The following is a 13,395-nucleotide window of genomic DNA, read 5'->3' as shown; positions in this document are numbered from 1 at the left end:
TGTTAAAAAAACATGTATTTCGTCGAATAAAATAGTTTTTAGTCTGTTGTTGGGTTATTTTCGTAAGAGAATTAATCCCAAATCTAATTTTGACATGAAGACTTTAAAACTTTTAGTTGTTTGTTTATTTACAACAGCACTTTCATTTGCAAATATATCCCAGTCTGAAAAAAATGCTTTAGAAGCATTATACAATGCCACGAACGGGGCTAATTGGAATACCACTTGGGATTTAAATGCTTCCGTAGAGACTTGGTACGGTTTAAAAATAGAGCATGGCAAGGTTGTTGAAATTAATTTACAGTTTAACAATCTAGAAGGAAACCTTCCTGAAGTAATCGGAAATTTAACTAGCTTGCAAAAACTTAATTTAGGTTTCAATAAATTAAGTGGTACACTGCCTTCATCATTAAAAAACTTACAAGAGTTGGTGGCTTTAGAACTTTTTATGAACAGGTTTGAAGGTAATATTCCCGCAGAGTTGGGCACTTTGGCAAACTTAGAGGTGTTAAAACTTTACAGTAATAAGTTTACGGGTGAAATACCAAGTTCATTAATGAAATTAACCAACTTAAAAGAACTTTTATTAGGCAGTAATTTTTTAACGGGCCAAATTCCCAATGACATTTATGCCCTTTCAAAACTTCAAAAATTAAGTTTGATGGATAATCAGATGTATGGGGAGATTCCTTCAGAAATCGCTCAGTTAAAAGATTTAGAAGAATTGTTGTTGTCTACCAACCAATTTACTGGTAATGTACCTGAGGAATTTATAAACTTAAGAAAGTTAAATACTTTAATGGTTAGCGACAATAACTTAAATGAAGAATATATTACTGTTTCAGGGAACAATCCGCCAGGAATAAAGATGTTGAATTTCCAAAACTCTACAGCAGTTATGGATATTGAAAAAGAATAATTTTAAGTCTTTCTTTATAAAATTAACACATTTAAAGCCATCAAGTTTGATGGCTTTTTTAATTTTATGCATGTGATAGAACATTATTTTACTTGTCCCCATTGTTGGCAAAACATTTCAATGCTATTGGACAACACTATTTCGGGCCAAAAGTACATTGAAGATTGCGAGGTTTGTTGTAATCCCATTCAAGTTACGCTTCGGTTTTCTGGTGCCGAATTAGAACATTTTCAAGCAGATAGTATAGAACAGTAAATTTTTATCTTTTTATGCTTGCAGAAACTAAAAAGGATTGTATATTTGCAGTCCAATATCGCGGGATAGAGCAGTAGGTAGCTCGTCGGGCTCATAACCCGAAGGTCACTGGTTCGAGTCCAGTTCCCGCTACACAGAAGCTTCTTGAGAAATCAAGGAGCTTTTCTTTTTTTGTTTAGAACCATTTAGAGGATAAAGAACCTAATAAATTATGTTCCACATCTTACCATTACAAATGTTCCTATACATGGAAGATTTCTAGACTCAACGCCCACTAAAATTTAATGTCTTATCTTTAGGAATACATACCGATGAACAAAACAACGATTATTGTTGTTTCTGAGCTGAATTGTAGCAGTAGACCCTATTTTATCATCAGATAATCATTTCATTCCTTAAATCTAGCCCAATTTTTGCTACATATCTAAAATCATCTATTATTCTTATGGCAATTAAAACATTTCAAAATGAAAAAAATCATTCTATTAATTACCCTCGTAATTTTATTCAGTAGCTGCAAACATGAAAACAAAAACGGTTCAGCCATTAAAAATGAAGTACAATCCTATTTGGACAACTACAATACTGTTTACAAAAAACTTCATTATAAATCAGGGCTTGCAAAGTGGGACGCCAATACACATATTGTACCTGGCGACACTATAAATGCATATAAGGTTCAAAAGGCTGAAGAGGCACTTGCCAATTTTACGGGAAGTAATGAAAATATAAATAAAGCCAGACAATTCCTGAAAAACAAAGATGTTTTAGATATTGAACAGGTCCGCCAACTGAATGTAATTTTATACAAAGCTGCCAACAGCCCTGAAATTGTTTCTGATTTAGTATCCCAAAGAATAACAGCCAAAAATGCTACAACTGAAACTCTTTTTGGTTTTGATTTTAAACTAAATGGAAAGTCTATAACTACAGGTGAAATAGATAAAGTACTAAGAGAATCTAATAATTTAAATGAACGTTTAGCCATTTGGGAAGTCTCTAAAGAAGTTGGCATAGATTTGAAAGATGGCTTAGAAAAATTAAGGGACCTACGTAATGGAACTGTAAAGGCTCTAGATTATGATGATTTTTTCAGCTACCAAGTGTCTGACTATGGAATGACAAGGGAGGAAATGCTTTCTGAAATGAAAAAAATGGTAAAAGAAATCTGGCCACTTTATCGAGAACTTCATACATGGGCACGTTATGAATTGGCAAAAAAATATAATGAAGGTGTGCCTGAATATTTACCAGCACATTGGTTACCAAATCGATGGGGACAAGATTGGACAGCATTGGTCAATGTAGAAGGATTAGATATCGATGCTGCTATTGCAGACAAAAATCCTGAATGGATGGTCAAAGAGGCTGAAAGATTTTATATAAGTATTGGTTTTGATGCCTTGCCAAATAGTTTTTATGAAAAATCAAGTTTGTACCCGCTTTCTGCGGATGCAGCTTATAATAAATTCGACCTTGCTTCTGCTTGGCATTTGGATTTAGATAATGACTTACGTTGTATAATGAGTATTGAACCAACAGCTGAATATTATGAAATAGTTCATCATGAACTGGGCCATATTTATTATTACCAATCCTTTTCAAACCCTGATGTGCCGCTAATATTACGAAAACCAGCGAACAGAGGTTTCGATGAAGCTATTGGAAGTTTATTAGGACTTGCCGCTATGCAAAAACCTTTTTTGGAAGAAAAAGGATTAATAGATTCTGATTTTGAAGTAGATACAACTCAAAACTTATTACAAGAAGCTTTAAATTATGTTGTTCTCATTCCATGGTCAGCGGGTGTGATGACCGAATTTGAAAATAAACTGTATTCAGAAAATTTATCGAAAGACGAATTCAATAAAGTTTGGTGGGAATTAGTTAAAAAATATCAGGGCATTTTACCTCCTACAGAAAGAGGTGAAGCCTATTGTGATGCCGCCACTAAAGGCCATATTATTGTGGATGCCGCTCAATATTACGATTATGCGGTGTCCTATATATTGTTATTCCAGTTTCATGAGTACATTTCCAAGAATATACTCCAACAAGACTCTCATGCTACTAATTATTATGGAAGTAAAGAGGTAGGAGAATTTTTGAGAGGCATACTAAAAACTGGAGCCAACAATGATTGGCGAACATTGCTCAAAGAAAGTGTTGGAAGCGGTATGAGTGCAAAACCTATGTTGGATTATTTTGCTCCCTTGATGACGTATCTCAAAGAGAAAAATAAAAACAGAGTATATACCTTACCCACAACTATTTAAAAACAGTAATACCCCCTACATTTAATACTATAACAGATGTCCCTATACGATGGGGATTTCTAGACTCAACACCCACTAGAATTTAATGCTTATCTTTAGGATTACATAGTGATGAACAAAACAACTATTATTGTTGTTCCTGAGTTGAATTGTGGAAATAAAGAGATATACAAATAATAAATCACGGTTTTTCCCTCAATAATACTAACCACTAACCAATGATAAAATTTTTTAGAAACATACGAAAAACCCTTTTGAATGAGGGCAAGACCACCAAATATCTAAAATATGCCATTGGTGAAATTATATTAGTTATGATTGGAATTCTATTGGCAATTCAAGTTAACAACTGGAATGAGGAAAGAAAGAAAAATATAAGCCTCGGAAAATCTCTTGGCCAAATAATAAATGACTTGAAGCAAGATGAAGAAACTTTGAAAATTTATGAAGAGATGGAACATAAACATCTTCAATATCTGGAGGCAATCTCAAACAGGAATTATAACAACATTAAGTTAGATTCATTACTGCATAATCTAGACCACTACTGGTACTTTTTTGAGAGTGATAACGCTTATTCAACTTTAAAATCAAATGGTCTGTTCTCGGAAATTAAAAATGAGGGTCTAAAAGGTAATTTGACAAACTATTACGAAAGGCAATATGACCATTTAGAAGCTTCTTCTGAATTTGCTGAAACCTTTACCAATGATAGAATAGTACCTTTTGTACTATCGAATTTGGATTGGGATGAAAACAGAATAGTTGATGAAAAGCTAGTTAAAGAAAGGATGGCTACGACCAATCTTTTGCAACTTGTCAAATTTCAAATAGATGTAAAAAGATATTGTATTAATCAAATTAACTATGCACTTGCACTAAATAATACTTTGAGAATAGAAATTAAAAAGGAAATAGATAATTTGAAATAACAAAAGCGTAAGCATTTCTATAATCAATAGCTTATTGAACACTAGAGATATTGCATCTATTTAATAATGTACCCCACCCACATTTATTACTTACACAGACGATGGTTTAACTGGAGGTTGATTTTTCAAAATCAATTATTTTGATGAAGTCAGTGATAAAGTTATTTTGGTTCAATAAATCAAAGCTTCCCGCTACTAAGTCTAAAGATTGAAAATCAAAGGGTTGTGTTCTCATAATCCTTTTTTTATGTCCTCAATTTTTTTACTTTTACAAAACGTACACGATTCCGTAAACGTTTTGTTCATGAAGCGAACTATTCTGAACCTAAAATATTTACCGGCAACAACGACCTCTCCTAACGCTTGTACGTTTACTTTTCGTTCTGGAATCAGAAACCGGTTATTTAAACGCCAGATGCCCATAATTACAAGGCCAAGGAAGAACGTTTGGAAGTTCCGGCTGTTACCGAAAAGTGCTTTTGGATTTACTGAAAATGGGATTCAACCCTTACACGGGCAATGCCTAGCTCAGGAGCATAATAAATATGCAACCGACTTACTCAAAAGTTTTATTCTCAAATGTTCCTTTTACGACGTAATCTAAGACACTGTTTTGTTTGGATGTGGAGTTTGTGTGAAAGTGAATGGAATGGTAATTTAAGTACTAAACTTTAAACCTTTCGATAACTTTTTCTTTTATAATTCCGTCCGTACCACAATAAAAATCCCGTTACAGGTAAACTCGCGGTTAGCAAACTAACTAAAAATGCAATAATTTTTCCTGCAATTCCGCCAATTGCTCCAATGTGTATATCATAATTCATTCGTTGGATTTTGTCCGCTATTTTCGCATTTTCATATTTTCCGTAAATGCTTGGCGTATCTATTTCCTCCAGCGTATTTTGGTCGAAAAATCTAAAATCGGAATCGTAATACAATCCTTTGCTGTTCGAAACTTCTACGTAAATACTTTCGTCCGCTGTTTTTGGGTAATGCAGTTCAAAACTTTCGGCATTTGGATTTTCTTTTGAAAGTTTTGTAATTAAATAGTCCATTGGAATTTCACTATCTCTTTCACTAATTTCACTTTCATTTTCAGGAATAATAAAACGTGCCTCTTTTTCGCCACCAGTAGATTTGTAAACTACATATTTAAGCCAATTATAAGACATCATTGAACCTGTAAAAGCCAAAATTAATGCAAGTGAACAAATGTAAAAACCAACTACAGCATGTAAATCAAAGTTTTTACGTTTCCAACGTGTGGATTTTTTCCAATCAAATTTTAAACGTTGCTTTAGGTTTTTACGTTTTTTAGGCAACCATAGAATAAATCCCGAAATGATGATCACTATGAAAATTAGAATGGAAACACCAACTACTTGTTCGCCAATTGCTTTTGGTAACCAAAGTCGCATATGACCTTTTAGAATAAACGCAAAAAATCCTGAAAGATGATTTTCTACCTGAATAACTTCGCCAGAATAAGGGTTTAAGAAAACGCTTTGATAAAATTCTGGCTCAGCATCATAGAATATCACTTCTATTGCATCTTCCTCTTTTTTGAATAAAGTCCCGTGAACTGTGTTATTTGGAAAAATCTCTTTTGCTAATTCCTTGGCTCTTGTGGGCGTTAAAATAGGTGAATTTTGTGGTGCTACTTTTTTGTAGTCACCGTAAAGGCTTTCAATCTCATCTCTAAAAGCCCAACAGCAACCAGTAACAGCAACGATAAAAACAACTAAACCTGTGGAAAGGCCTAATATTTTATGAAGTTGAAAAATAATTTTTTTGAAGGTCATTGATGAAAAATTTAAAAAAGAGCAAGTCCTTTTAAAAACACCTGCTCTTTCTCACTTGACTAATTAAAATTGATATGAAATATTTGCCAGTAACGCTCTTGGTGTTTGCGGATTTATGGTTGTCCAACCTTTGTAATATTCTTTGTTAAAAGCGTTATTTAACTTTAAGCCAATTCTGTATTTATCTGCTTGGTAAAAAACGGAAGTGTTTGCAATGGTATAGCTTGGCAAAATAAATTCGCCAGTCGATTCGTAGTTTATCGCAAAACGCTCACTTGCTCCGTTAAATCCTAACCCAATGCCAAAATGGTCTAAAGCTCCGTCTTGAAATTCATAGTTTGCCCAAAAATTGTAAAGTGTTTCTGGTCCAGCTTCAAGTGGTCTTCTATTTAGGATTTCAGTGTTATCAGATTTGGTTGTTTCGCTATCGTTATTGCTATAACCAGCTCTAATATTTAAGCCTGTTATTGGATTGGCATTTATTTCAATTTCAAAACCTTTGCTTACCACTTCGCCACCTTGAATTTTGTTGAAAGGCGATGAAGGATCGGTAATTACACGGTCTTTCACTTTAATATCATAATAACTAATCGTGACATTTAAGCGATTATTAAAAAGGTTTGTCTTGATACCAAATTCGAGTTGATTCGCTTGTTCTGGGTCAAAAGTTTGTAACGTTTGCGGGCCGTCATCAGGATTGCCCACCAATTGAGGAGCTACATTGGTAAATCCATTTTGATAGTTGCCAAACACAGAAAGCTTGTCTTTTATAGGTTGATATAATAAGCCAAATTTTGGTGAAAAAGTTGTTTGGTCAAAGTCATCATCAAGATTTGCTAATTTGCCTTCATTGTCAAAATGGTCTAATCTCAATCCTATCATTGCAGAAAGCTTATCCGTGAAATTGATAACATCAGATGCGTACAAACTATATATGTGGTATTTTGACTTTACGTTGCTAACGCCTTGTGATACTAAAGCAGCATCAACTCCAGAAGTTGAAAGCGGATATAAATCATCTTCCACATCTGGTGTAAAAGGATTATCACCATTTGAACCACCATCTGGGGTTATATTACCGTAGAAAGCATATCCTGTACTGTTGTTTGTTTGTGTTTCGTTAAAATAATCAATACCTACAACCATTCTGTTTCGTAGTGAAGCAATTTTGAAATCTCCAATAAAGTTTTGTTGAATATCGGTTGTTTGTGTATTTGCATTCTGTTTGTTGATGAAACGAGAATACGTATTGCCTTCTAAAATACCGTAATCAAATAAGTATGAATAATAACCTTTTGTAGATGTCGAACTTTTGGAAAGTAACGTTTGCGACTGCCAAGTGTCAGACAGTTTGTAATCCATTTCAATTCTATAATTTTGGGTTGGGTTTTGTAAGGTTAAATCGTTACTCGTAAATGATAGCTTATTATTATAACCCAATTCGTCAAGATTTGATGCTACTGTTGGTGCGCTTCTATTCAAGAATAAAAAAGTAGGATTTGTTTGTTCCGCTTGCGTAATTTCACCATAAAAAGAAAAGGAAAGTCTGTTGTTTACTTTATATGATAACGATGGTGCTATAAAAAATGACTTTCTAAATCCAGCATCTTGAAAACTTTGCTCGGTTGTATATGCGGTGTTTAATCTAAAATATAAGTTATCGTCTTTACTTAAAGCAGTGTTATAATCTCCAACGATTTGATTTAGGCCGTAAGTTCCGGAAGTGAAAGATAATTCGCCGCCAGTTCCAACATAAGGTTTTTTAGTGACCACGTTTATAAGTCCACCATAAGCACTTACTGCATTTCCGAACAAAGTTGCAGAAGGGCCTTTTAATACTTCAATACGTTCAATGTTGGCAGGGTTTATGGTTCCGTTTGTCAGACCTGGAAGCCCATTAACCAATTGTGGTTGAACTGAAAATCCACGAAGCGAAAAATAACCAGCACCATCGCCACCTCGACCAGTTGAAGTCCAAAGTTGTTCAACACCTGTTGCATTTTTTAATGCATCATCAAAATTTATAGCAACTTGTGATTTTAAAATTTCGTTGGTAACTGTAGTATAAACTTGTGTGTTTTCGATATCTTTTAAAGGAAGTTTTGAAACATAAGCCGTTTTCTTTCTGGAAAACTTGTTACGACGTTCTCCTTCAACGATAACCTCGCTCAAAATTTCATTTCCTTCATAAAGTGTAATTGTTTCTAACTTTATGTTTTGGTTATTTGTAACTGAAAGTTGAATTTCTCTTGTTTTAAAGCCTAAATAAGAAATTAAAAGCGTGTAATCGCCATTTTCCAAATTAGAGATTTCAAAGTCTCCAGTCTCGTTTGTTTGTGTGCCTTTAGTTGTGTTTTTTAAAGAAACACTTACACCGAAAAGTGGTATTTGATTGTTGTCTTTTACAGTTCCAGTTAGGGTTCCGTTTTGTGCTAATGCTAAATTTGTAAGCAGAAATACAGTTAAGATTATTAATAGGTTTTTCATTTGTTTTTATTTAGACTTAATATAAATAATTAATTTTTGACAAAAATATTTAGGTCTTTAGACATAACCAAATTATTTATAATAAATCTAAATAATGATTTTTAAGAGTCTGATTTACTGATGTTAGTAGTGTGGTTTTTTTGTTTAGAAGACAAAAAGTAGAGTAGTAAGTACAATGAAATTATATTACAGAGTAATTTTTGCTCTTACATGATTTTGGTGTTAAATTTCCTGAAAACTTTTAAGCGAGAAACATTGTATATAATCCCATTTTTATATGTTTTAGATGTTCATGAATAGTTCCTTAAATTAATTAAAACTGTTTGTGATAAGAATGTATAGCTGTCCTTGTTTCTTTTTGTGTCATTTATTTTAATCATCATTCTTTTACTTTCAATGTCCTCTATTTTAGGTTAATTAATTCATTTCGTCTTAAGCCTTGTAGGGTCGAGTAAGGATAGTATACTGCGATGTTTTAAATTGTTTGTCGCATCAATTATCTTACTGCTTCAAAACACTTGAGGTTTACATTTTAAAGACCAGAATTAATATTCCAATCAATATTACGTTTATATAGATTAATCTTATCATTTATCGAGTTAACCTCAAAAATAAAAAGGCCTGAATCTTTACGGTTCAGGCCTTTTTGGTTTTTTAAAGATAAAATCTTAAACTCTATAGTTTAGAAACTTTTAGAGTGCGTTTTGCAGAACCTCTTTCAATATTAAGCAGGTACATACCTTTTGAGAATTGTTGTAAACTTACAGAAATAGTTTTGTTATTACCAGTTTCTACTTTGTTTGTCCATAGTAGTTGCCCAGTGATAGTATATAGAGACAGCTGCGTTTTTTCGATCGCCCCACCAATTTTTATATTTATAATATCACTTGTGGGGTTTGGACTAAATACCAGTTTTTTTAGTGCTAAAGAATTCTCATCTAAACCTAAAGTGCTAGCATCAAATTCATTAGATTTAATACTCAATCCGCCCATTCCGTTGGCGGCTCTTACCGAAAAGATTCCAGAATTAGTTCCTGAAATATCATAACTATTTGTAGTTACAAAATCCATAAATACATCATCTTTAAAAATAGCCCAGCCTAACACGTAATCGCTATTGTTCCAGGTTAATACAGATTCTGATATTGAGAGTTCAGGAGCTTCGGCTTGTTCGGTAGCAAGTTTAGGTTGCCAAGCATCTTCACCTGCTAATACGTTTTGAATTGTGTATTGAGCAGCTTCCGCTTCATCTAGAGTAGGATCTAATGTAACAGATGTAGCATCTTTGGTATAATCAGTTCTTCTTTGACTTAAATCGACCTCAATTCCTGATGATGTTAAACTTTTATATTCAGCAAATCGATTGGGTACAACATTCATTGGATCTCCCCAAGCACCTGCCGTAGGCAATTTATTCATAATCGTATTTATATAAACTACTTTAGGAGCATTATTCCAAGGGCGACCTAATAAATAAATTCCATCTTGTTGTGCGTCACCATCAATGGTACAGTTGTTAAATACGTAACCCCAATCTGAACTGGTAGCTGCTGCGGTAACAATGCCTCCACCACCAGAAGCTCTGTTTTCCATATACATTAGGCATTCATTAAAGAAAACATCTCCGTCGCCAAAAATGTAATCAACGGTCCCATGAATTTCTCCATTTTCCCAATATGTTCTTCCTGCTCCAGTAAAATAGGTGTCTTGATTACTTAACAATCTCACGTTCTTGAATATGTTTTTATCACCTTGATGCCGTAAAGCTACGGCACGCTTTTCAGGGATGCCCAAGCGATAATCCATTTTATTAAGCAAAGTGAGGTCTTGCATGTAAATATTATCAGCGTTAGATGTAAAGTTGATTGTTGGTGTTTTGTCTATTCCCTCTTGAGCTTGAGTGGGATTGTTAAATAGTGTTACACCTTCGGTACTTTGCCCAATAAAAGAAATGTTTGGAAGCCCAATAAAGGTTTGCTGTGTCGCATCTCCTGTTGTAGTTCCTAAATCATAATCTCCATTCGGGAAGAAAATATAAAATCTATTGCCACTATTTTTAGCAGCATCGGCTGCAGCCAAAGCTGCTGCAAAATCACCATCAACGCCGACTATAAAATCATAAGCTCTTTTTGTTACAGTTGGTTTATCAAGTGTAGTAAACGAAATAGAAATAGCATCGGTTAGTGTATTGTCTGCTAAATCCGAAATAACATTACCTACTAAATCAAACGTATAAGTTGTGTTATAATCTAAGCCAGAGTATTCAAACGATATTGATTCTCCAAATACCACGGGAGTCAAATTTTCTCCATTAAGAGTTGCGGTTGTATTATCGGCAATTTTAACGCGTTCATCAAAATTTAGTATCACTTTTCCTGTTGCCGAGGCCCCTGTTGCATTGTTGGCAGGAACGGAGCTAGTAAGAACAGGTGCTGTACCATCATTAAAAACACTTTCTGTACCGTAAACATAAATATCTGAAATAGAAGTTCCATCATTACCACTTCCAACTGCTGCAGACGTATAATCTGGAATCCATCTTATATAAACCTCGGCTTGATTATTAGCATCTGCAGGTAGGTTGAATGAACCATCAACCCAGGTGTTTATGGTTGAAGTATCATAAGTCCCTATTTCAACAAAATTAGTACCGTCTATTGAGTACTCGCATTTTTGAACAGTATACCCTGAATAGCTAATAAGCATCGCTGCTTGAACACTAATATCAGTATAATCAGTAGCATTAATTTTAATTTGGTAATAGAACTTGTCTTCTAATCCTTGCCAGTTAATTCGGCAATTTTTACCATACCAACTATTGCCCGATACATAAGAAAAGTTGAGGCCGTTAGTTGTGGTTCCTGCAGCATCTCTTAATACAAGTGTTGTAGCATCATTTATAACATTCGATGAAAAATCTACAGTAATCACGTCATCATAAAAATCCCATCCTACAATATAGTCAGCTGCATTGTAATTTGCAGTAATAGCTTTGTTGTCGTCCATAGTAACAATAAGTTCGCCATTGGTTTCTCCTGTTCCCCAATTCGAAAAATTAAGGATTGGGTTACTACTTGCAGTTAAAGTCACATTAGTGCCAGCTTCATACATTCGTTTTCCATCGACCATAGTTCCAGAAGGAGCAATTTCTATCATATAATCGTTAGCACCACCTTCAACGGTAAGACTTAACTCATATGTAGTTAACTGATTAAATACGGCAGTATAGCTTACATTATCGGTTACTGTAATTTGGAATGGGTTATCAGTTGAAACTGTAGCACCTAAATCGTCTTGCCATTCAACAAATTCATAACCAAAATTAGCATTAGCTGTTAGGTTAACAACCGTACCATCATCTACAGTGGCAGGATTGTCTGAAATTATTGCGCCGCCTTCAGAAGGGGATGCGGCTGTTGTAACTGTATATTGTGCCACATCTGCTATTGTACCATTTAGGTGACCCGTTATGGAAATATTTGCTAGCGCAACTTCTTTACCGTTACCAAGGCTGTGGATATAAATTTCTAAAGTAGATTTACCGCCAAGTGCCGGAATTGATAAGCCAGAAACATCCATATTAAATGTGTTGGTATCATTAGCTTCACTTGTTGCATCTCCATCTCTCGCAGGTTTAATGTCTTTTGCTATTAGTGTAGATGTTCCATCAGATGATTTCCAGTAGACATCTATAACGCCAGTACCCGTTCCATATCTTTGGCAGTCAAAAGACACATTTGTTGGAACAAAATCCAGTCCGGTAACTGGGGTAAATTCAAAACCAATCAAGTTATTAGCTTCAGCACCTGCTGGTGTTGTAGCTCCAGTTTCATTTTTAAAAGACGTATAAGTCACCGTAGGATTAGATCCAGTTCTTGTTCCAAAATATGAATAGTTACTGCCTTTCGATACATTATCAGGTTTGTAATAACTGGCGTCGGTATAGGTGGCGGTTTGTCCTTCAGTGCCCAAATCGAAGGCCCAGTCGATTGTAGAAACCGTATCTGTTGGTAATGTAGTGGATGTACCACTCACCTTAAAAGAGTCTATATAAAAATAATTACCTGTCGATCCGCCGTCTTGTACACCCATTAACCTTACCAAAACATTACTTTTGTTTTTGGCAACAATATCTAATTGAGCTGTTTTAAGCGTCCACCAACAACAGTTTCCGCTTGCTTGACCTGCTGATGCCCAACTGGTTCCTCCGTCAACAGAATAATAAACATCGAGAATATCTGTTTCTACATTTTGTGTAGTGTAAGAAAGGTCTAGTGTAATTTGATTGTAGCCTGTTGTTGGAAATGAGAACTGAAAATAATTGGCATGATTGGAAGGGTTTGTGAAATCTGCAGGAGATATAGCACCTTGCATTCTTGCTGAATTATGATAGGTTGTTGTTCCTTGATAAACATTTTTTATTTGTCCACCTTCGGAAGGAGTCATCGACATTTCGTAATCTGTAAGTGTTCCTTCTGCAGTATTAGGATAAAAAATATCATTTGAATTAACACTTATATCCAGTCCATCGGCAGCACTTCTTGCTGTTGCATTTGGGGTATAAGTGTAGGGGCCAGTGCCACTTTGGTCATAATCATTGTCAAAAGTCCACTCTGCGAGTATGGTTTGCGCATCTATTTGCAAACTAACGGACAGAAGAACAATAAAAAAAGAGTAAAAAGTCCAATGCTTTTTTAGTTTTAAAGTTAATTTCATAATGTTAT

General features: G+C 34.5%; 7 protein-coding genes and 1 tRNA gene. 5 read left to right on the top strand and 3 right to left on the bottom strand.

Annotated features, from left to right (window positions below):
- Nucleotides 1-94: 94 nt before the first annotated feature.
- From GSB9_01401 to GSB9_01397, 5 genes are all read left to right on the top strand, one after another.
- Complete coding sequence (locus GSB9_01401; protein ID UKM64843.2) at nucleotides 95-919, top strand: Two component regulator three Y domain protein; 825 nt, start codon at nucleotides 95-97, stop codon at nucleotides 917-919.
- Between the two features lie 72 nt (nucleotides 920-991).
- On the top strand, nucleotides 992-1,174 hold the full coding sequence (locus GSB9_01400) for a CPXCG motif-containing cysteine-rich protein (GenBank protein UKM64842.2): 183 nt from the start codon (nucleotides 992-994) through the stop codon (nucleotides 1,172-1,174).
- A 59-nt stretch (nucleotides 1,175-1,233) separates the two neighbouring features.
- Nucleotides 1,234-1,306: transfer RNA gene (locus GSB9_01399), tRNA-Met, on the top strand.
- A gap of 335 nt (nucleotides 1,307-1,641) precedes the next feature.
- Complete coding sequence (locus GSB9_01398; GenBank protein UKM64841.1) at nucleotides 1,642-3,450, top strand: M2 family metallopeptidase; 1,809 nt, start codon at nucleotides 1,642-1,644, stop codon at nucleotides 3,448-3,450.
- A 218-nt stretch (nucleotides 3,451-3,668) separates the two neighbouring features.
- On the top strand, nucleotides 3,669-4,382 hold the full coding sequence (locus GSB9_01397; GenBank protein ID UKM64840.1) for a DUF6090 family protein: 714 nt from the start codon (nucleotides 3,669-3,671) through the stop codon (nucleotides 4,380-4,382).
- Between the two features lie 671 nt (nucleotides 4,383-5,053).
- On the opposite strand, the gene GSB9_01395 is transcribed toward GSB9_01397, so the two are convergent.
- The 3 genes from GSB9_01395 to GSB9_01393 form a co-directional block, all read right to left on the bottom strand.
- On the bottom strand, nucleotides 5,054-6,184 hold the full coding sequence (locus tag GSB9_01395) for a PepSY domain-containing protein (protein UKM64838.1): 1,131 nt from the start codon (nucleotides 6,182-6,184) through the stop codon (nucleotides 5,054-5,056).
- Between the two features lie 63 nt (nucleotides 6,185-6,247).
- Entirely contained in the window at nucleotides 6,248-8,671 is a 2,424-nt protein-coding gene (locus tag GSB9_01394; GenBank protein ID UKM64837.1) for a TonB-dependent receptor, read from the bottom strand.
- Nucleotides 8,672-9,346: 675 nt separating this feature from the next.
- Nucleotides 9,347-13,387, bottom strand: a complete 4,041-nt coding sequence (locus tag GSB9_01393) for a pectinesterase family protein (protein UKM64836.1) — start codon at nucleotides 13,385-13,387, stop codon at nucleotides 9,347-9,349.
- Nucleotides 13,388-13,395: the final 8 nt, after the last annotated feature.

This window comes from Flavobacteriaceae bacterium GSB9 (genome assembly GCA_022749295.1).
Taxonomy (GTDB): domain Bacteria; phylum Bacteroidota; class Bacteroidia; order Flavobacteriales; family Flavobacteriaceae; genus Flavisericum.
Note: the sequence above shows the minus strand (reverse complement) of the source record. Positions and strands in the feature narration are given on the sequence as shown.

Excerpts from the sequence above, each read along its gene's own strand:
- GSB9_01401 (UKM64843.2), top strand. The coding sequence starts at position 95 with ATGAAGACTTTAAAACTTTTAGTTGTTTGTTTATTTACAACAGCACTT.
- GSB9_01398 (UKM64841.1), top strand. The coding sequence starts at position 1,642 with ATGAAAAAAATCATTCTATTAATTACCCTCGTAATTTTATTCAGTAGC.
- GSB9_01397 (UKM64840.1), top strand. The coding sequence starts at position 3,669 with ATGATAAAATTTTTTAGAAACATACGAAAAACCCTTTTGAATGAGGGC.
- GSB9_01395 (UKM64838.1), bottom strand. The coding sequence starts at position 6,184 with ATGACCTTCAAAAAAATTATTTTTCAACTTCATAAAATATTAGGCCTT.
- GSB9_01394 (UKM64837.1), bottom strand. The coding sequence starts at position 8,671 with ATGAAAAACCTATTAATAATCTTAACTGTATTTCTGCTTACAAATTTA.
- GSB9_01393 (UKM64836.1), bottom strand. The coding sequence starts at position 13,387 with ATGAAATTAACTTTAAAACTAAAAAAGCATTGGACTTTTTACTCTTTT.